Here is an 18,781-nt window from a genome sequence, read left to right on the forward strand (position 1 = left end):
ACGAACTATAATACTTATTAAATCTATCGGAATTTGGTCAGGAGGATGCCGGCGTGTGTTCAATATTTGTGAAAACGGAAAGGCAGCAGGAATGGCTCGATAAAATCGGAAAATTGGCGGATGAATTTGAGAAAACAGCAGCGTACTATGACGAACATGCACAATTTCCCGCAGAACATATTCAAAAGCTGCGGGATTCAGGCTACACAGCGCTGACGGTCGGAAAAGATTACGGAGGAGAAGGCATTTCGCTCTACGATATGCTTTTGTTTCAGGAACGGCTTGCCAAAGGAGACGGACCGACGGCTCTCAGCATCGGCTGGCACTTAAGCGTGATGGGGGAACTGGCGGAGGGAAACAGCTGGGACCGGGATGTGTTTTCATCGCTTTCCCATGAAGCATTAAAGGGCGCGCTGATCAACAGAGCTGCAAGTGAAGCGCAGACAGGCAGCCCGACAAGAGGAGGACGCCCCGGAACCCATGCAGTCAAAAAGAACGGCGGCTGGATTGTAAACGGCCGTAAAACATTCACAACGATGTCTCCGGTTCTCGACTATTTTCTTGTCACCGCTTGGATTGAAGAGAAGCAAATGATCGGCGTTTTCTTGATCCATAAAGATGCGGAAGGCTTGGCAATAGAAGAAACGTGGGATATGGCGGCGATGAGGGGCACGGGAAGCCACGATTTGGTGCTGACCGATGTCCGTCTGGACGAATCCATGCTTGTTGAACTGTTGGCTGGTAAAAGAACCGATAAAATCAACGGCTGGCTGCTTCATATACCGGCTGTCTATTTAGGGATCGCACAAGCAGCGAGAGACTATGCTGTCCAATTTGCAAAAGACTATCAGCCGAACAGCTTGAAAGGTCCGATCAAAGAGGTGCCCGCTGTTCAGCGCCATATCGGCGAAATCGATCTGGAACTCATGAAAGCCCGCCACTTTATGTATCATGTTGCAGAGCTTTATGATGATCCGGAGCGCCGCGCCCTTTTGACAGGTGAGCTTGGAGTGGTTAAGCACACGGTAACGAATACGGCCATTGCTGTCGTAGACAAGGCGATGAGAGTCGTCGGAGCGAAAAGTCTCGCAAGAACGAACCCGCTCCAAAGATTCTACCGCGATGTCCGGGCGGGCCTCCACAACCCGCCGATGGATGATGCGACAATCGCCAAGCTTGCAGGAATTGCATTCAGCGAATAGTTTTGTCATTCTTTAAGCTTTAGCGGGGTGTCGATCCGCTAAAAGAAGCCGTTCAAAATCAGCGGCTTCTTTTTTATGTTTGTTTTGCTTTTGAAATGGCCAAAAGGCGGTTCTCGTGTCTGCGGTCGATCTTGTCATAAATGACTTCCATTTCTTTCGGGTTCTTGGCGATTTCTTTTTTATATTCTTCGACAAGCTGATGAAAGGTTTTAATCTTCCGTTTTGACATGTTTATCCGCCTTTCTTGATGGATTGGTATTCGCTTTCAAGTTCGCTTAAAGACAATTCGTAGAGGTGGCGCTCTTCTTTTTTATATATGCCAAGCTGGATAAGACGCTGAATGAGTTGTTTCTTTCTCATTTCCACCGCTTTCTTTAATTGAGGGGCCATGTGATCACCTCGTCAACCATTAGTGATATTGATAATCATTATCAATTAATTGCATTATACTAAACCTGATCACCGAATGTAAAGCGACATCTTCGAAAGAATATTGAATAAAATCGAAAAATATGAATTATTATCCAAAAGAATATATAAAAAAAGAAGCCGACAAGGGCTTCACAACTAGAAAAAATAATTGCAAAATAGGAACAAAAAACATTCTACCGGAATATAAAAAACGAATCAAGAACTTTTTATGAAATTTCGACATTTTAAGTTTCCCGGGAAATACTCGTGTCGAATTTTTTAAAGCTCATTCTTTTATGAAACAAATTTTGCTGCTGTCCCGTCTTGTATAAAAAGGACATGGGGGTGCTCCCATGTCCGGCGGTTCAGACAAAAAATCAGGACTTTAAACGAATTAGCTAATATGTTCAGCCAGGAATTCATTCACTTCTTCAGGCGTTTTGGCATTTGCGCTGTGAAGGTGTCCCGTTTTTTCGCCGTTTTTGAAAATCAACAGGCTTGGAATGCCCATGACCTGGTACTTGTCGGCAAGTTCAGGAAGGTCGTCTTTATTCAGCTCATACCAGTCATTTTCCTGATAAGCCTCAAGAATGTCTCCGATGAACATGTTCATGCGTGTGCAGTCCGGGCACCAGTCAGCGTAAAATTTGACGATGATTTCTTTATCGGATTGGATCAATTCATTAAATTGCGCTTCTGTTGTGATTTTTTTCAATTGCAACCTCTCCTTTTCAATGCCATTTTAATATAAAATGAAAAGGATTTACATACAAATGCTTTTTATATGCTGTTTTTAGACCGTATTAAAATAATTAGATCATTTTCCCGGGAAAGTGATAAGATAGTAAAGATGAATCCAGTGGGGGGAGTACGAATTGAAGACAAGATTAGGATTGGTATACGGCGGAAAATCAGCGGAGCATAACGTTTCTCTGCAAACCGCGCTGGCCGTCACGAAAGCATTAGATACTGAAAAATTTGATATACACCCGATTTATATAACAGAAAAAGGCGAGTGGGTGAGAGGGCCGCAACTGACAGAACCGGTTTCAAATGTGAAAATGCTGCAATTTGAACAGACGGGCCAGACATTTTCTCCGGCTGTGTTGAACCGCGATATGTTTCCTGGCGAAGCTGATGCAAAAGAAGACTCTATCGATGTTGTTTTCCCGCTTTTGCACGGACCGAATGGGGAAGACGGCACCATTCAAGGGATGCTTGAACTATTGAATGTGCCATATGTGGGCAACGGAGTCTTGGCTTCCTCTGCGGGCATGGATAAAGTGGTCATGAAGCATCTGTTTGCACAGGCAGGTCTTGACCAGGCGAAATACGTTTCATTTTTGAAAAAAACTTGGAGTCAGTCTAAAGAAGAATGCTATGCTCAAGTGGAAGGGGAACTTGGCTATCCGTGCTTTGTAAAACCGGCCAACCTTGGATCAAGCGTCGGGATCAGCAAATGCAGAAGCCGTGAAGAGCTTGACCAAGCCTTTGAGCTTGCATTCCAATATGACCGGAAAATTGTCGTTGAAGAGGGCGTCATCGGACGGGAAATAGAACTCGGCGTTTTAGGGAATGATGAACCTGTCTGCTCAGTCGCGGGGGAAATCGCTCCGAAGAAAGACTTTTATGACTATAAAGCAAAATATGAAGACGGCGATACTGATTTGATTATTCCGGCTTCCCTGACAGAAGACGAATACGAAACAATGCGCAGCATGGCGGTCAAAGCGTTTCAGGCGATTGACGGTTCAGGCCTTGTGAGAGCGGACTTTTTCCTTACAAATGAAGGCAGGGTCCTGATCAATGAAGTCAATACGATGCCGGGATTCACCCCGTTCAGCATGTTTCCGCTTCTCTGGAAGCAATCAGGGGTTGAGTACGCTGAACTGATTGAAAAGCTTGTCGCTTTGGCAATCGAGCGCCACGAAGAAAAACAGCAGATTAAACATACATTTTAACGGGACGGAGCGGACCGAATCCGGGAGCTTTCATGGAGAAAGGCGCTGAAGGCGGTTCGCCCTTAGATACAGCTGCAGACACTATCCTTATTTGTGGTAGTGTCTCTTTTCCTTGCAGAAGAAAGAGAGGGACATACATGATAACAAGAACGGTAAAAGAAATTGCTGAAATGTCGGAAGGCGTTTTGACGAATGAAGCTTTTGAAGGGCGTCTCATCAAAGGCGTCTCAACCGATTCGAGAAAACTGGCGAAAGGCCAACTGTTTATTCCGCTTGCAGGCGAGCGGTTCAACGGACACGTTTTTGCAGAGCAGGCTTTTCAGGAAGGCGTTGCGGCCGTGCTGTGGAACCGAAGTGAACCGAATCCTCCGGAAGGGAAGCCGGTCATTTTAGTTGACGATACGCTGGAAGCGCTGCAGAAGCTTGCGAAGGCATACAGGAATCAGCTGGACGTAAAAGTCGTCGGCGTGACCGGTTCAAACGGAAAAACGACGACAAAAGACATGATTCATGCTGTTTTGGGCACTGAGTATAAAGTGCATAAGACAGAAGGAAACTACAATAACCATATCGGCCTGCCCCTGACGATTCTGGCGATGCCCGAAGACACAGAAGTCGCCATTTTGGAAATGGGGATGAGCGCCAAAGGAGAAATCGATTTTCTCACTCGTCTGGCGCGGCCTGATATTGCAGTCATTACAAACATTGGTGAATCACACCTCCTTGAACTCGGATCAAGAGAAGGAATTGCAGAGGCGAAGCTCGAAATTGTCAATGGGCTTTCAAAAGAAGGCACACTCATTTATGTCGGAGATGAACCGCTGCTCACCGAAAGGCTGAACCAGCCGCCTTACGATACAAAGACGTTTGGAGAGGATCCGGCTTTCGATTATCAGCTTGAGGATATGACACAGACTGAAGAGGGGACGGCATTCCGCGTGAGAGGAATCGAAAACGGGTTCTTCATCCCGGTCCTTGGAAAGCATAATGTGAAAAACGCATTAGCCGCGATTGCGGCCGGAGACCTCTTGAATGTCAGCCGCGCTCACATTGCAGAAGGGCTGACTAAACTGAAAGTGACCGGAATGCGGCTTGAGCTAGTAAAGACGCCGGACGGCGTTGCGATCATTAATGACGCCTATAATGCCAGCCCGACATCGATGAAAGCGGCGATCGAGCTTGTCGAACAGATGAAGGGATACGGCAAGAAGATTCTTGTTCTCGGCGATATGCTGGAGCTCGGAGAAGGAGAAAAAGCGTTTCATGAAGAAATCGGGCAGGCGGTCAACCCGGACTCGATCGACTTTTTATTTACGTATGGAGAACTCGGTGCATATATTGCAAAAGGGGCGCTTAAACATTTCCCGGAACACCGCGTCCTTCATTTCAACCCGGAAGAAAAAGACAGTTTGAAAAAGACACTGAAAGAAAAAGCGAATACAGGGGATTTAATCCTCGTCAAAGCGTCCAGAGGCATGCGCCTTGAGGATGTTATAAAAGATTTGTAAGGGAACTTTGAATCATAAAGTCGTTTTTTATGTGATGATCAGTAAAAGAAAACGGGTGAATGGTCATGATAGGATGTTTATGCATTCACGGATTTACCGGAGCGCCGTATGAATTGGAACCGCTGGCTTCTCATTTAAAACAAACGGCAGATTGGCAAGTTGAAATGATCACGCTCCCCGGGCACGGTGAGATGCCGGTTTTAAAAGGCGTCTGTTTTCAGGAATGGATCGCTTGTGCTGAAGTGGAGCTCATCCGCTTGTTGAAAACGTGTGATACGGTATTTTTAATCGGATTTTCAATGGGCGGGATGATTGCCGGCTATTTAGCCGGAAAATATCCGGTCAGCCGCCTTGTCCTGTTGAGTGCGGCCGCCCAGTACATCAGCCCGGGACAGCTGATCCAGGATTTGAAGAATGTGATCAAAGATTCACTGCAAGGCAAGCTAGAGGATAATCTGCTTTACAAAAGGTACAAACAAAAGCTGACAAGCACTCCGGTGTCTTCTGCATTTCAGTTTCGCAAGCTCGTCAAGATGACAAAGCCTGCATTGAAAAACCTCCGGATCCCTGTGCTCATTGTTCAGGGGGAGTGTGATGCCATCGTGCCGGTGTCAAGCGCGTATTACTTGTATGAAACCATTCCTTCCGAAGAAAAAGAGCTGTGCCTCTTGCCGGAATCCAAGCACCATGTCTGCCTTGAAGAAAACTCCTCTATCCTATTTCAAACCGTTGAGGCGTTCCTCAAAAAAACGCCGATTGAATCTATAAAAAAATAAATAATTGAACGGAAATCTGCAAAAAATAATCCGGGATGCTGACAGGGAAAAAATGAACGTATGCTGTCGAAAGCAGCACATGCCTGTGTTACAATGTGTAAAGGACGCCTTCGGGCGGGCTTTAGTTGCGCGGACGGACGGCTTCGCCCGAGGTTCATAGGAGACTGCCGAACCGGCGAGAGAGCACACCGCTCATTCTCATCTTGTTGAAAAACGTATAATGGAATGGTAATATAACATGTAAAGTAATTCGGGCTTTGCATAAGTATGAACCTGTCCTTTGCACAAAGGGCAGTTTTTATTGATAAAACACGATTACTGAAACAGTAAGCAGAAGGAGTTTGAATACATTGACAATAACGTTTCAAGATTTTCAATTAAGTTCTGATCTCACAAAAGCAATCAAGCGTATGGGATTTGAAGAGGCAACACCGATTCAGGCACAAACGATTCCACTCGGCCTTGCAAATAAAGATGTGATCGGACAAGCGCAAACGGGAACAGGAAAAACGGCTGCATTTGGCATCCCCCTTGTTGAGAAAATCAACCCCGAGTCTCCTAACATTCAAGCCATTGTTATCGCACCTACTCGTGAACTAGCCATTCAAGTTTCTGAAGAGCTATATAAAATTGGACAGGATAAACGCGCTCGCGTGCTGCCGATTTACGGAGGACAGGATATCGGACGCCAGATTCGCGCGCTTAAGAAAAACCCTCATATTATCGTCGGCACACCTGGTCGTCTGCTTGACCATATTAACCGCCGCACAATGCGTCTTCAAACAGTGAACACCGTTGTGCTTGATGAAGCGGATGAAATGCTGAACATGGGATTCATCGAAGATATCGAATCCATCCTTTCCAATGTGCCTGCTGAACACCAGACATTGCTGTTTTCTGCAACAATGCCTGCTCCGATTAAGCGGATTGCAGAACGTTTCATGACCAACCCGGAGCACGTAAAAGTGAAAGCAAAAGAAATGACAGTATCAAACATCCAGCAGTTCTACCTAGAAGTTCATGAACGCAAAAAGTTTGATACGCTGACACGCCTTCTTGACATCCAGTCTCCGGAATTGGCGATCGTATTCGGCCGGACAAAGCGCCGTGTCGATGAACTGACAGAAGCGCTTAATCTGCGCGGGTATACAGCTGAAGGAATTCACGGAGATTTGACCCAGGCGAAGCGGATGGTTGCACTCCGGAAATTTAAGCAAGGCGCGATTGAAGTGCTCGTTGCGACAGACGTTGCGGCTCGCGGCCTTGATATTTCAGGTGTAACGCACGTCTACAACTTCGATGTGCCGCAAGATCCTGAGAGCTATGTTCACCGCATCGGAAGAACGGGACGCGCGGGCAAAACAGGAATGGCGATGACCTTCATTACACCGCGTGAAAAGGATATGCTGCGCGCCATCGAGCAGACGACAAAACGCAAAATGGACCGCATGAAAGCACCGACTCTCGATGAGGCCATTGAAGGACAGCAGCAGGTGACGGTTGACCGCATCCGGACGATCATCGAGGAAAATAACCTGAACTTCTATATGACGGCTGCAGCGGAATTATTGGAAGACCATGATTCTGTGACAGTTGTTGCGGCTGCCATTAAAATGATGACTAAAGAGCCGGACAACACACCTGTCCGTTTGACGGAAGAGGCTCCGCTCAGAACGAAGCGAAACAAAAACCACCACCACCGTTCATCAAAACGCAGAGACGGCGGCGGCTACAGAGGAAAGAACAATCGTTCATCTTATGATAAAAAGCGTTCTTCGAATGACAGACGCCAAAAAAAATCATATAATTCATAATCAAAAGGCGGATCCTTTTTTACGGATTCGCCTTTTTTTAAAAACTAAAGCCTTTAAACGAAACATTTTCAGACCGAAGACCGTAAATAGAATGAGATTGGGGGAATCGAGTTTTGAGAAGCGAGCCGAAAAATCAAATCAGCCGTGATGGCGTTAAAGTCTGGAGAATCACGGCTTGTATCACATCATTCGTTTTAATGCTGGCTGCAGCAGGCCTGATTGCCGCCGGGGAGATATTTAAGTGGCCGGTATGGATCGGCATTTTGTCAGCGGCCGTTTGGCTGGGGATTTCATTTGTCATCATTATCATGATTCCGAATATCCGCCACAGAGTCTGGCGCTACGAAGTCCATGAGAACGAAATTGATATTCAGCACGGCATCTTTGTGGTGACCCGCGTGATCGTTCCGATGGTCAGAGTCCAGCATGTTGATACATCGCAGGGCCCCATCCTCAGAAAATATAATCTCGCCTCCGTGCAAATTTCAACAGCAGCGACGACCCATTCCATTCCCGCTTTGGATGTTGAAGAGGCCGATCAGCTCAGAGATTCCATTTCCAGGCTGGCAAGGGTGACTGAAGATGATGTCTGAACCGAGACGCATGCACCCTGCCGCCGTCATTCTCAACTTTATCAAAGGCCTTGTTGAGACGGTTAAAAATTTTATCATTCCATTTGGCGTGGTGATTTTTTTAAATCAATCGCAAACAGTCAAAATGATAGCGATCGCCGCGGCCGTGCTGTTTTTCATTGCTTTGGTTGTGACGAGCATCATCAAGTGGAGCAAATTTACATACCGTATCGAAGAGGATGAATTGCGAATAGAGGAAGGCTTGATCAATAAGAAAAAAAGGTATATTCCGATCGAACGGATTCAAACGATCAACACAAGCGCAGGCCTCATTCAACAAATGTTCAAGCTGGTGAAGCTTCAAGTCGAAACGGCAAGCGGAGGAACGGAAGCGGAAGTTTCCCTGGTCGCCATTACCCAGGCAGAAGCCGAACGTATTCAGCAAGCGCTTTTCGAAAGGAAAAAAGCGGCGGAAGACACGGGGACCGATGTCCCGGTTCCGCTGGAAGAAACTGCTGAAGAGGCGGAGGAAGCGGAAGAGCCGGTAATGATGTACAAAATGACCGGCCAGGAGCTCTTAACCGCCGCTTCAACCTCAAGCGGCATCGGCGTTATTATTTCAGGGGTATTCGCTTTTTTCACTCAAGTCGATGATTTCTTTGATTTGGATTGGCTGTATGACCGCTTTGCTTTTTTGAACAGCGCAGGTGCCGCCGTCATCGCATTGGCCGCCTTTGTTGCCCTTTTCATCGCATGGCTGCTCAGCATCGTCGGGATGCTTTTGAAATATGCGAATTTTACTGTCGTGCGTAAAGAGAAAGAAATCGTCATTTCCAGAGGGCTGATTGAAAAGCAACAAATCACGATTCCGCTCCAGCGGATTCAAGCGATTAAAATCAAGGAGAGCCTGATCAGGCAGCCTTTTGGACTTGCAGCCGTCACGATCGTCAGCGCAGGCGGAAACGTCCTGGAAGAAGATAAATCAGCCATCTTATTTCCAATCATCAGCAAAAAAATAATCAATCAGCGTCTCGGCGAATTCATTCCGGATTATGCGCCGGAAGACGATTTGAACCGCTTGCCGAAACGCGCGCTGCGCCGCTATATCCTGCGCGCATCCTGGCCGGTTCTCGCCGTCGTTCCGCTTTCCATTCTGTTTCCGCCATGGGGCTATTTGTCCGCTGTATTGATTCCTTTTTACTGGATCATCGGCTATTTCTCATACCGCGATGCCGGATGGAAGATCAGCGGCAGCAAAATCATCATGTCATCGCGCTTCATCGGCAGAACAACCGCTGTCATTCAACGCAGGCGCATGCAGGTTTTCGAAGTCAGCCGCTCGTATTTCCAGCGCAGAAAACAGCTTGTTTCGATTCATACATCAACAAAATCGTCTGTTTTAATGGAGAAGTTTTCGGTGGCTGATGTTGAGGAGAAAGATTCGGACGATATCATTGCATGGTATTCATATGAAAAAAGAGTGAACGGTTAAAAGCCGTTCACTCTTTTGTTTAACAATGGCGGAGCCAAGGCGAGTCCGCCCAGCAGACCGAAGATGTGCGCCATCATATTGATATTTTGGTTTACAAACGTCATCAAAACCGAAATGGCGAGGATGGTGACGATGATTTGGGAATTGGCGCTCCCCATCAGCTCTTTTCTAAACAGCACGATGTACAGGTACACGCCGAACAAGCCGAAAATGGCTCCCGAAGCGCCGACATGCATATACTCCAGCGGTTCGATGAAATATGTGCCGATATTGCCAATCACTCCTGCTCCGATATAAACGATGAGAAACTTGAGTTTCCCGAGCATTCGTTCCAGCCCGGGGGCAAACAAAAAGATCGACATCGAATTAAAGAGCAGGTGGCCGAAACCGGCGTGAATAAAGATTGGCGTCACAAACCTCCACCATTCTCCGTTCGCTATTCCCCAGTTAAAGCCAATCAATAAATCAGACCACATCTGTACGGCCGTAAACGGAAATAAAAAAAGAATCCAAATGGCAAGCTGCAGGGCCAATATGGCGGATGTGACCGGGTAGAGCCTGATAAACGTCTGAAAATTTTCTGTTCTGATAAACATGCTTATGATTTAAGCCCCTTTACAATGATCTCGTACATATATAGTAACACGTTTATGAACAGGCAGCGGCGATTAGTACGGACGAGAAAATGATTTTGGAAGGTTGTCATGCTAGTCTGCATATTGTCTGAGACACGCTCATATATTGGGTAGTGCAATAAGGGAGACGAGTCGTTGCAGGCTTTTATGGTACGCACGCCGATACAGCCGGCCCTGTTCTTATGGCGTACCGTTAAAGTCGAACAAGCGGTTTCTTCCTTTTTACATCAATGATTAAAAAGGGGTTGAAAAAAGGTGAGAAAAAGCTTTGTTTTGCTTTTAACGGGGCTGCTTGTAATCCTTATGCTTTCTGCCTGCGGCCAAAAATCGCAAGAAGATGTTGTGACGGGGCTCGACAAGAAGGCAAAAGAATACACGTCCTATAAGGCAAAAGCGAAAATGACCATTGAAACGGGAAATGAACCGCAGGAGTACAACGTGGAAATCTGGCATAAAAAACCTTCTCTTTACCGGGTCTATTTGGAAAACCCGAAAAAAGACCAGAGCCAGGTGATCTTGCGCAATGAAAACGGCGTGTTTGTTTTGACTCCGTCGCTGAATAAAAGCTTCCGCTTTCACAGCGACTGGCCCAATAACAGCAGCCAGGTATACTTATTCGAATCGCTCGTAAAGGATGTCAAAAATGATGGGGAAGCTTCTTTTTCCGCAAAGGATTCAAAATACATTTTTGAAACGAAAACGAATTATCAGCATAATCAGATGCTGCCGACTCAGGAAATCGTTTTCCATAAAAAGACCATGGCTCCTTCATCGGTTAAAGTGATGGATACCGACCGCAAACCGATGGTAAAGGTTGAGTTTACAAGCTTTGAATTCGATAAGCCGCTCGATAAAGACTCTTTTGATGAAAAGAAAAATATGACGCTGTCTCAAATTGACGTAGCGACAAGTGCTGACGTGTCAGACTCTTTCGCTGTCAAAACGCCGCTCGATGTGCCTCAGGGCGTGAAAAAACTTGAGGAGAAAGAGATGGCGACTGAAGACGGCAAACGGATCGTCATCACATATGGCGGTGAAAAATCCTTTACATTGATTCAGGAAAAAGCCCGCGTCGCCAAAACATCCACTTCCGTATCCATGAACGGAGAGCCCGTTGACCTCGGCTTCACGGTCGGCGCACTGACGGATAAATCGTTGTCATGGACATATGACGGAGTCGATTACTTTATCTCATCAGAAGATCTTTCTCAAGATGAACTTCTGATGGTTGCAAAAAGCATGCAGGGACAGTCTTCGAAATAGACTGTGCCGTATCCGGCAGCCTGTTTTCCGCCCGGAAGCGGAAAGCAGGCTTTTTTATATTTGCGTCGCAAGCGTATGATTTCGACAGCTTTTCCGTAAAATGTATACCGTGCCAGCAATTTTTCTTTTGTTCAGGGCTGATGATCCCGTGCAAAATTTCCCTTTCTCCGAACTTTTTAGTATGATGGGAAGGACGAGTGAAACAAGGAACAGGAAGTGTCATGATGAGCTTAAAACCATTCTATAGAAAGACATGGGCCGAAATCGATTTAACGGCTTTAAAAGAAAACGTCCGCAATATGAAGCGGCACATCGGCGAGCATGTCCACCTGATGGCCGTCGTTAAAGCGAATGCCTACGGACACGGGGATGCACAGGTAGCGAAGGCGGCTCTTGCAGAAGGGGCGTCCATTCTTGCTGTGGCTTTACTGGATGAAGCGCTTTCGCTGAGGGCGCAGGGGATTGAAGAACCGATTCTTGTCCTCGGTGCAGTGCCGCCCGAATATGCAAGCATTGCCGCGGAAAAGCGCATTATCGTGACTGGCTACTCCGTCGGCTGGCTGAAAGACGTGCTCGGTTTTCTGAATGAGGCCGAAGCTCCTCTTGAATATCATTTGAAGATCGACACGGGCATGGGCCGCCTTGGCTGCAAAACGGAAGAAGAGATCAAAGAAATGATGGAGATGACCGAATCGAGCGATAAGCTCAATTGTACGGGCGTGTTCACTCATTTCGCCACGGCGGACGAAAAGGACACCGATTATTTCAACATGCAGCTTGACCGCTTTAAAGAGCTGATCAGCCCCCTCCCGCTTGACCGTTTGATGGTGCATTCGTCAAACAGCGCCGCGGGTCTGCGCTTCAGGGAACAGCTATTTAATGCCGTCCGCTTCGGCATCGGCATGTACGGTTTGGCGCCGTCAACCGAAATAAAAGACGAGCTGCCGTTTCGTCTGCGGGAAGTGTTTTCGCTTCATACCGAACTCACCCATGTGAAAAAAATTAAAAAAGGCGAGAGCGTCAGCTACGGGGCGACATATACAGCTCAGCGCGACGAATGGATCGGGACAGTCCCCGTCGGGTATGCCGACGGATGGCTGAGGCGCCTGGCCGGAACGGAAGTGCTGATCGACGGAAAACGCCAAAAAATAGCAGGGAGAATCTGCATGGACCAGTTCATGATTTCCCTTGCCGAAGAATACCCTGTCGGCACAAAGGTTACCTTGATCGGAAAGCAAAAAGACGAATGGATCTCAGTCGACGAAATCGCCCAAAATTTGCAGACGATCAATTATGAAATTACCTGTATGATAAGTTCAAGGGTGCCCCGTATGTTTTTGGAAAATGGGAGTATAATGGAAATAAGGAATCCGATCTTGCCTGATCAATCCTGAAAATTGATGAATTAGCGGAAAAACAACTTTGCTTGCGAAAAGAATAATGATATGATTATGAATGGAATGGATAGAGTGTTGTATCCGTAAGTTTGGTGGAGGTGTATGTTTTTGTCTGAATCCAGCGCAACAACTGAAATATTGATTCGCTTGCCAGAAGCTTTAGTATCAGAACTGGATGGTGTCGTCATGCAAGATAACGGGAGCAGAAATGAACTGATTTACCAAGCCACAAAAATGTATTTACGCGAACGCAAAAATCGACAAATTCGGGAATCGATGAGACGCGGTTATATGGAGATGGCCAAGATCAATTTGAACATCTCTTCTGAGGCTCAATTTGCAGAGTATGAGGCTGAAAACACAGTAGAGCGCTTAGTAAGCGGAGGATAATCATTTGATTGTTAAACGCGGCGATGTTTATTTTGCTGACCTATCTCCTGTTGTTGGCTCAGAACAAGGCGGGGTGCGCCCGGTTTTAGTGATTCAAAACAACATCGGCAATCGCTTCAGCCCAACTGCTATTGTTGCAGCCATAACAGCCCAAATACAGAAAGCAAAATTACCTACCCACGTCGAAATTGATGCGAAACGCTACGGTTTTGAAAGAGACTCCGTTATATTGCTCGAACAAATTCGGACGATTGACAAGCAAAGATTAACGGACAAAATCACCCATCTCGATGATGAAATGATGGAAAAGGTCAACGAAGCCTTACAAATCAGTTTGGCACTCATTGATTTTTAATATTGATGAAAGTTGCTCGAGGCGAAAGAGCAACTTTTTTTGTGTTCAAAAATAACAAACGATATAATGGAACTGTTAGTCCAAAAAATGTTATCAGATGTAGTCAGGGGGATGAACATGTCGAATCAAGCGGTGTTAAAATTTATCTCGGAACACCAAAATGTACTCGCCGGGAATTTGGCGGATATTCTGAAAGACTTAAACAGCAACATGACAAACGTGAAGCTGACTGAACACATGTATGAGACGATCAGCAATGAATATATTCATATCCTCATGAATGAGTCCGGGGACGGGAATGAAAAATCGATCGACACCATCTACCAGTTCTCTTCAAAAGCCGTACAGCTCGGCGTTCCGCTGAAGCTGCTGTCGTCGGGATTATCAGCTTTTTGGAAGCACCTTTACTATGAAATGAACAAGGATGTGCCGGAAGATCAGCAGTGCTATGATTTGATTTGGGAAATCGATAAATTTATCGAACCGATCAACAGCGAAATCTTGAATCAGTATGCGATCTCCTGGGAGAAAACCGTTGCTCTGCAAAAGGTCGCATTACAGGAGCTCTCGGCGCCGCTGATCCCGGTTTTTGAAAATATTACGGTGATGCCGCTTGTCGGCACGATCGATACGGAGCGGGCCAAAAAGATTATGGAAAACCTGTTGAGCGGCGTCGTCAAACACCGGTCTGAAGTCGTGCTCATTGACATTACGGGCGTGCCTGTCGTCGATACGATGGTCGCACACCACATCATGCAGGCTTCCGAAGCCGTCAGACTTGTCGGAGCTAAATGCCTGCTCGTCGGAATCCGCCCGGAAATCGCGCAGACGATTGTGAATTTGGGAATCGATTTAACTCAGGTTATTACAAAAAATACCCTGCAAAAAGGAATTCAAACCGCATTAGAAATGACAGACAGAAAAATTGTTTCATTGGAGGAATAATCTTTGAGGGTACCTAACATTCCAATTTTGAAGCTGTATAACTGTTTATTGGTATCCATTCAAGTAGAGCTCGATGACCAAACCGCTCTGAAATTCCAAGAGGACCTGCTGAACAAAATATATGAAACCGGTTCGAACGGAGTGGTGATCGATCTGACTTCAGTGGACATCATCGATTCATTCATCGCCAAAGTCCTTGGCGATGTCATTACAATGTCAAAACTGATGGGCGCCAAAGTCGTTCTGACTGGCATCCAGCCGGCTGTTGCGGTGACATTGATTGAACTCGGCATTTCTTTGGACGAGATCGAGACGGCGCTCGATCTCGAAAAGGGGCTCGAGACATTGCAGCGGGAATTGGGGGAATAAATATGGCAGACCAATCCTGTGTGAAGATTTTGACTGAATGGGACATAGTGGCCGCCAGACAGCTTGGGCGAAATGTCGCAAAAGAACTGGGGTTCGGCACAGTGGACCAGGCCAGAATCACGACAGCCATCTCAGAGCTGGCGCGTAATATTTATTTGTATGCCGGAAAAGGCCGAATCTGCATCGAACAGGTTCAGGAAGAAGGAAAAAAGGGGTTGAAAATCGTAGCGGAGGATGAGGGGCCGGGAATCGCTGACATCAAAAAAGTGATGGAAGACGGTTTTTCAACCTCAGGCGGCCTCGGAGCGGGCCTGCCGGGAGTAAAGCGTCTGATGGACCAATTTGAATTGCATTCGGACGCGGAAAATGGAACGGATATACAAGCCGTAAAATGGCTGCGGTAGGAGGGAAGGAATGGATTTCAGGGAAGTGATTGAGCAGCGCTATCGACAGCTGCTTAGCCGTTATATATCTGAATTAACAGAGACATCCCTTTATCAGGGGCAGAAATTCAGCAGAAAAACGATTGAACATCAAGTGCCGCCGGAAGAGATTATCAGCATACACCGAAAAGTTCTGTCTGAATTATATCCGGATCTTCCAGACCATGTGTTCCATTCTCTCGATTTTTTAATTGAAGTGATGATTGGATACGGTTTGGCCTATCAAGAACATCAAACATTAAGAGGAATTCAGCAGGAAATTAAATCGGAAATTGAAATTGCCGCGAATGTCCAGCAAACGCTGCTTGAGACGACGGTTCCGAAAGTTGAAGCGCTCGAAATCGGTGCGGTCAGCATTCCGGCCAAGCAAATGAGCGGTGATTATTATCATTTTGTGCGCGACAAGGAATCGATTAATATCGCCATTGCGGATGTAATCGGGAAAGGAATACCGGCTGCGTTATGCATGTCGATGATCAAATATGCGATGGACTCTCTGCCGGATTCGGGCACGTCTCCTTCACAGGTGCTGAAAAACCTGAACAGGGTCGTCGAACAAAATGTAGACCCAAGCATGTTTATTACAATGTTTTATGGCAACTATCATCTTCAAAAACACCTATTTACGTTTTCATCTGCCGGTCATGAACCTGGCTTTTATTATTCTTGCAGGGAAAATAAATTTTACGATTTAAACGCAAAAGGCCTCGTTCTTGGCATTTCATCAAATTACGACTATGAGCAGTACGAGCAAAAACTGGATATTGGCGATATGATCGTTCTTTTTTCAGATGGTGTAACTGAATGCCGGACAGACAGCGGGTTTTTGGAGCGGTCTGACTTGCAGAACCTGATTACTGTACATATGGAGAAACCGGCTCAGCAAATGGTTGACAATATATACGAACATCTGCTCAAGCTTCAGGATTTTCAGCTTCATGATGATTTTACTCTCATTGTTTTAAAAAGAAAGGTTTAAAGCTTCTCTTCGCTGGGTAATAAACCAGTAGCTCATTAAGAGAACCAGAGGTGATATTGTGAATTTGGCAGTTGATACGAATAAAAATGACCATGTGATAGAAGTAAAAGTTGCGGGCGAAATTGACGTGCACACGGCTCCAACACTGCGGGATGAGCTGATGCCGCTCGCGGAAGAAGGAAAAGATCTCAAAGTTAGTCTGAAAGACGTTTCATATATGGACAGCACAGGGCTGGGTGTATTCGTCGGCATTTACAAAGCGGTAAACAGAACTGGGGGTTCTTTAGTGCTTGAAAATCTGTCAGAGCGTTTGATTCGTTTGTTTGATATTACAGGTTTAAAGGACATCATTGACATTTCTGGAAAGTCAGAGGGTGGATTATAATGAAGAGAGCAGCTGATTACATTGAAATGAAGTCACCTGCCAAACCAGAATACGTAGGAATCATTCGTTTAACCCTGTCGGGGATTGCAAGCAAGATGGGGTATTCTTATGATGACATCGAAGACTTGAAAATTGCGGTCAGCGAAGCGTGCACAAACGCTGTGCAGCATGCTTATAAAGCAGACAACAACACAGGAGAGGTCTCCGTCAGATTCGGCGTGTTCGAAGACCGCCTCGAAATCGTCGTCGCCGATCAGGGAGACAGTTTTGATATTCAGGATAAACAGAAGGAGCTCGGACCATATTCCCCTGAGCATACGGTAGATCAATTGTCAGAAGGAGGGCTCGGTTTATATTTAATGGAGACGCTCATGGATGAAGTGCATGTCCAGATTGACTCAGGCGTAACCGTCTCGATGACAAAGTTCTTAAACAGGGAGCGAGTTGATGATGGCACAACCGTCCAAAACTACGAAACTAACTAAAACCGAAGTCGACACGCTGATTAAAAAATATCAGGAGAACCAGGATGAAGACGCTCAGCTGACCCTTGTTCAAACATATAAAAATCTGGTGGAAACACTCGCCAAAAAATATTCAAAAGGAAAAAGCTTTCACGAAGATCTATGCCAGGTTGGGATGCTCGGATTGCTTGGAGCCATCAAACGCTATGACCCCGATGTGGGAAAATCGTTTGAAGCGTTTGCCATTCCGACCATCATCGGAGAAATCAAACGGTTTCTCCGAGATAAGACCTGGAGCGTCCACGTTCCGAGAAGGATCAAGGAGCTCGGGCCGAGAATCAAAATGGCGGTGGATCATTTAACGACTGAAACGCAAAGGTCTCCAAGAGTCGATGAGATTGCCGAGTTTCTTGACGTTACAGAAGAAGAAGTGCTGGAAACGATGGAGATGGGCAAAAGCTATCAGGCGCTTTCCGTCGACCACAGCATTGAAGCTGATGCAGACGGCAGCACGGTGACGATCTTGGACATCGTCGGCTCGCAGGAGGAAGGCTATGAAAAGGTGAACCAAAAGCTGATGCTTGAAAGCGTATTACACGTACTATCCGACCGTGAAAAGCAAATCATTGAGCTGACTTACATTCAAAACAAAAGCCAAAAAGAAACCGGCGAAATGCTGGGCATATCGCAAATGCACGTCTCACGGCTGCAGCGCAAAGCTGTCAAAAGGCTGAGGGAAGCATTGGCTGAAGATCCGTATATGGAGCTTAAACCATGATTTGGACTGAGTCGAATGAACACATGCAAGCGCTTGTTTATCAGCTTCCTAAAGAAGGAAAAGCCGTCTGCGGTGACAGTTTTTATTTCCATGCGACTGACGAAACCATGGTGTGCGCACTGGCTGACGGGCTTGGCAGCGGTGCGTTGGCACGCGAATCCTCTTCGGTCATCAGCGAAGTTGTCGAAGAGCACGGCCATGAAGATGTCGAAAGCTTGATGGAACGGTGCAATCAAGCGCTGAAACATAAGCGCGGTGCGACCGTTTCAATTTTAAAAGTCGATTTTCGAACAAGGACGATCGCTTACAGCTCTGTAGGCAATATTCGCTTTATCTTATACGCTCCTTCGGACAAATATATCCACCCTCTCCCTGTGACGGGATACATGTCGGGAAAACCGCAAACATACAAAACATTCACCTATACGTATGAAAAAGGATCAAGATTCATCATTTATTCAGACGGTTTGGAAGTACCCGCCCTCCGGACTTATTTAAAACAGCACCATACACCGGGAGATATATCGAATCAGCTTGAATCATACACACGAATGGGAAAAGACGATCTCACCTATATCATTGGACAGCTTTTTTAAGGAAGCTGCCCTTTGATATAGGTGTTTTTCCGTTTCTTTTGGTACA

The 18,781-nt window shown here is 46.2% G+C and carries 23 protein-coding genes; 19 read left to right on the top strand and 4 right to left on the bottom strand.

Annotated features, from left to right (window positions below; translation table 11 throughout):
* Nucleotides 1–53 precede the first annotated feature (53 nt).
* A complete protein-coding gene (locus H7F26_RS08900) occupies nucleotides 54–1,202 on the top strand; it encodes an acyl-CoA dehydrogenase family protein (protein ID WP_021837156.1) in 1,149 nt (382 codons plus the stop codon).
* Between the two features lie 73 nt (nucleotides 1,203–1,275).
* On the opposite strand, the gene fbpB is transcribed toward H7F26_RS08900, so the two are convergent.
* The 3 genes from fbpB to H7F26_RS08915 form a co-directional block, all read right to left on the bottom strand.
* On the bottom strand, nucleotides 1,276–1,431 hold the full coding sequence (gene fbpB / locus H7F26_RS08905; RefSeq protein WP_003179099.1) for a Fur-regulated basic protein FbpB: 156 nt from the start codon (nucleotides 1,429–1,431) through the stop codon (nucleotides 1,276–1,278).
* A gap of 2 nt (nucleotides 1,432–1,433) precedes the next feature.
* Nucleotides 1,434–1,592, bottom strand: a complete 159-nt coding sequence (fbpA, locus tag H7F26_RS08910) for a Fur-regulated basic protein FbpA (protein WP_003179102.1) — start codon at nucleotides 1,590–1,592, stop codon at nucleotides 1,434–1,436.
* A gap of 415 nt (nucleotides 1,593–2,007) precedes the next feature.
* Nucleotides 2,008–2,328, bottom strand: coding sequence for a thioredoxin family protein (locus tag H7F26_RS08915; RefSeq protein WP_003179104.1), 321 nt, complete (start codon nucleotides 2,326–2,328; stop codon nucleotides 2,008–2,010).
* A 160-nt stretch (nucleotides 2,329–2,488) separates the two neighbouring features.
* Here H7F26_RS08915 and H7F26_RS08920 point away from each other — a divergent pair, with 160 nt between their 5' ends.
* The 6 genes from H7F26_RS08920 to H7F26_RS08945 all read left to right on the top strand — a co-directional run bounded on the left by H7F26_RS08920 (nucleotide 2,489) and on the right by H7F26_RS08945 (nucleotide 9,736).
* Nucleotides 2,489–3,574: a D-alanine--D-alanine ligase gene (locus tag H7F26_RS08920; protein ID WP_003179106.1), complete on the top strand. Its 1,086-nt coding sequence runs from the start codon at nucleotides 2,489–2,491 to the stop codon at nucleotides 3,572–3,574.
* A 137-nt stretch (nucleotides 3,575–3,711) separates the two neighbouring features.
* Nucleotides 3,712–5,082 carry a UDP-N-acetylmuramoyl-tripeptide--D-alanyl-D-alanine ligase gene (gene murF / locus H7F26_RS08925; protein ID WP_003179108.1) on the top strand — a complete coding sequence of 457 codons (1,371 nt, stop codon included), beginning with the start codon at nucleotides 3,712–3,714 and terminating at the stop codon, nucleotides 5,080–5,082.
* 65 nt (nucleotides 5,083–5,147) lie between these two features.
* Complete coding sequence (locus H7F26_RS08930; RefSeq protein ID WP_011197568.1) at nucleotides 5,148–5,858, top strand: alpha/beta hydrolase; 711 nt, start codon at nucleotides 5,148–5,150, stop codon at nucleotides 5,856–5,858.
* Nucleotides 5,859–6,208: 350 nt separating this feature from the next.
* Nucleotides 6,209–7,672, top strand: coding sequence for a degradosome RNA helicase CshA (gene cshA, locus H7F26_RS08935; RefSeq protein ID WP_003179112.1), 1,464 nt, complete (start codon nucleotides 6,209–6,211; stop codon nucleotides 7,670–7,672).
* Nucleotides 7,673–7,785: 113 nt separating this feature from the next.
* A complete protein-coding gene (locus H7F26_RS08940; RefSeq protein ID WP_003179113.1) occupies nucleotides 7,786–8,265 on the top strand; it encodes a PH domain-containing protein in 480 nt (159 codons plus the stop codon).
* Nucleotides 8,255–9,736, top strand: a complete 1,482-nt coding sequence (locus H7F26_RS08945; protein WP_009330132.1) for a PH domain-containing protein — start codon at nucleotides 8,255–8,257, stop codon at nucleotides 9,734–9,736. Before H7F26_RS08940 ends, H7F26_RS08945 begins: the two co-directional genes overlap by 11 nt.
* On the opposite strand, the gene H7F26_RS08950 is transcribed toward H7F26_RS08945, so the two are convergent.
* The gene (locus H7F26_RS08950; RefSeq protein ID WP_003179118.1) at nucleotides 9,733–10,332 is read right to left on the bottom strand and encodes a rhomboid family intramembrane serine protease; all 600 of its coding nucleotides are present in this window, start codon (nucleotides 10,330–10,332) and stop codon (nucleotides 9,733–9,735) included. The two genes, H7F26_RS08945 and H7F26_RS08950, sit on opposite strands and share 4 nt — an antisense overlap.
* A gap of 342 nt (nucleotides 10,333–10,674) precedes the next feature.
* Between H7F26_RS08950 and H7F26_RS08955 the strand changes: the two genes are divergently transcribed.
* The 12 genes from H7F26_RS08955 to H7F26_RS09010 all read left to right on the top strand — a co-directional run bounded on the left by H7F26_RS08955 (nucleotide 10,675) and on the right by H7F26_RS09010 (nucleotide 18,735).
* Nucleotides 10,675–11,634 (top strand): LolA family protein, encoded by a 960-nt coding sequence (locus tag H7F26_RS08955; RefSeq protein WP_152847888.1) that lies wholly within the window; start codon nucleotides 10,675–10,677, stop codon nucleotides 11,632–11,634.
* Between the two features lie 224 nt (nucleotides 11,635–11,858).
* Entirely contained in the window at nucleotides 11,859–13,028 is a 1,170-nt protein-coding gene (gene alr / locus H7F26_RS08960) for an alanine racemase (RefSeq protein WP_026080763.1), read from the top strand.
* Between the two features lie 111 nt (nucleotides 13,029–13,139).
* Nucleotides 13,140–13,421, top strand: coding sequence for a CopG family ribbon-helix-helix protein (locus H7F26_RS08965; protein WP_006638778.1), 282 nt, complete (start codon nucleotides 13,140–13,142; stop codon nucleotides 13,419–13,421).
* Nucleotides 13,422–13,425: 4 nt separating this feature from the next.
* Entirely contained in the window at nucleotides 13,426–13,776 is a 351-nt protein-coding gene (gene ndoA / locus H7F26_RS08970) for a type II toxin-antitoxin system endoribonuclease NdoA (RefSeq protein ID WP_003179128.1), read from the top strand.
* Between the two features lie 117 nt (nucleotides 13,777–13,893).
* On the top strand, nucleotides 13,894–14,721 hold the full coding sequence (locus H7F26_RS08975) for an RsbT co-antagonist protein RsbRA (RefSeq protein WP_003179130.1): 828 nt from the start codon (nucleotides 13,894–13,896) through the stop codon (nucleotides 14,719–14,721).
* A 3-nt stretch (nucleotides 14,722–14,724) separates the two neighbouring features.
* Nucleotides 14,725–15,090: an STAS domain-containing protein gene (locus H7F26_RS08980; RefSeq protein ID WP_003179132.1), complete on the top strand. Its 366-nt coding sequence runs from the start codon at nucleotides 14,725–14,727 to the stop codon at nucleotides 15,088–15,090.
* Between the two features lie 2 nt (nucleotides 15,091–15,092).
* The gene (locus H7F26_RS08985; protein WP_003179135.1) at nucleotides 15,093–15,494 is read left to right on the top strand and encodes an anti-sigma regulatory factor; all 402 of its coding nucleotides are present in this window, start codon (nucleotides 15,093–15,095) and stop codon (nucleotides 15,492–15,494) included.
* A gap of 10 nt (nucleotides 15,495–15,504) precedes the next feature.
* Nucleotides 15,505–16,512, top strand: coding sequence for a PP2C family protein-serine/threonine phosphatase (locus H7F26_RS08990; protein WP_003179137.1), 1,008 nt, complete (start codon nucleotides 15,505–15,507; stop codon nucleotides 16,510–16,512).
* A gap of 58 nt (nucleotides 16,513–16,570) precedes the next feature.
* On the top strand, nucleotides 16,571–16,897 hold the full coding sequence (locus H7F26_RS08995; protein ID WP_003179140.1) for an anti-sigma factor antagonist: 327 nt from the start codon (nucleotides 16,571–16,573) through the stop codon (nucleotides 16,895–16,897).
* On the top strand, nucleotides 16,897–17,382 hold the full coding sequence (gene rsbW / locus H7F26_RS09000) for an anti-sigma B factor RsbW (protein WP_003179142.1): 486 nt from the start codon (nucleotides 16,897–16,899) through the stop codon (nucleotides 17,380–17,382). The genes H7F26_RS08995 and rsbW overlap by 1 nt, the downstream gene beginning before the upstream one ends.
* Nucleotides 17,348–18,139, top strand: coding sequence for an RNA polymerase sigma factor SigB (sigB, locus tag H7F26_RS09005; protein ID WP_003179144.1), 792 nt, complete (start codon nucleotides 17,348–17,350; stop codon nucleotides 18,137–18,139). Before rsbW ends, sigB begins: the two co-directional genes overlap by 35 nt.
* Complete coding sequence (locus H7F26_RS09010; RefSeq protein ID WP_003179145.1) at nucleotides 18,136–18,735, top strand: PP2C family serine/threonine-protein phosphatase; 600 nt, start codon at nucleotides 18,136–18,138, stop codon at nucleotides 18,733–18,735. The genes sigB and H7F26_RS09010 overlap by 4 nt, the downstream gene beginning before the upstream one ends.
* The last annotated feature ends 46 nt before the right edge of the window (nucleotides 18,736–18,781 follow it).

Origin of the sequence: Bacillus sp. PAMC28748 (assembly GCF_014250415.1) — a bacterium.
In the GTDB taxonomy this organism is placed as follows: domain Bacteria; phylum Bacillota; class Bacilli; order Bacillales; family Bacillaceae; genus Bacillus; species Bacillus licheniformis.

Bases quoted from the DNA above. Each gene is read 5' to 3' on its own strand.
- fbpB (WP_003179099.1), bottom strand. From the start codon at position 1,431: ATGTCAAAACGGAAGATTAAAACCTTTCATCAGCTTGTCGAAGAATAT.
- fbpA (WP_003179102.1), bottom strand. From the start codon at position 1,592: ATGGCCCCTCAATTAAAGAAAGCGGTGGAAATGAGAAAGAAACAACTC.
- murF (WP_003179108.1), top strand. From the start codon at position 3,712: ATGATAACAAGAACGGTAAAAGAAATTGCTGAAATGTCGGAAGGCGTT.
- H7F26_RS08930 (WP_011197568.1), top strand. From the start codon at position 5,148: ATGATAGGATGTTTATGCATTCACGGATTTACCGGAGCGCCGTATGAA.
- H7F26_RS08945 (WP_009330132.1), top strand. From the start codon at position 8,255: ATGATGTCTGAACCGAGACGCATGCACCCTGCCGCCGTCATTCTCAAC.
- H7F26_RS08950 (WP_003179118.1), bottom strand. From the start codon at position 10,332: ATGTTTATCAGAACAGAAAATTTTCAGACGTTTATCAGGCTCTACCCG.
- H7F26_RS08955 (WP_152847888.1), top strand. From the start codon at position 10,675: ATGCTTTCTGCCTGCGGCCAAAAATCGCAAGAAGATGTTGTGACGGGG.
- alr (WP_026080763.1), top strand. From the start codon at position 11,859: ATGAGCTTAAAACCATTCTATAGAAAGACATGGGCCGAAATCGATTTA.
- H7F26_RS08975 (WP_003179130.1), top strand. From the start codon at position 13,894: ATGTCGAATCAAGCGGTGTTAAAATTTATCTCGGAACACCAAAATGTA.
- H7F26_RS08985 (WP_003179135.1), top strand. From the start codon at position 15,093: ATGGCAGACCAATCCTGTGTGAAGATTTTGACTGAATGGGACATAGTG.
- H7F26_RS08990 (WP_003179137.1), top strand. From the start codon at position 15,505: ATGGATTTCAGGGAAGTGATTGAGCAGCGCTATCGACAGCTGCTTAGC.
- rsbW (WP_003179142.1), top strand. From the start codon at position 16,897: ATGAAGAGAGCAGCTGATTACATTGAAATGAAGTCACCTGCCAAACCA.
- sigB (WP_003179144.1), top strand. From the start codon at position 17,348: ATGGCACAACCGTCCAAAACTACGAAACTAACTAAAACCGAAGTCGAC.
- H7F26_RS09010 (WP_003179145.1), top strand. From the start codon at position 18,136: ATGATTTGGACTGAGTCGAATGAACACATGCAAGCGCTTGTTTATCAG.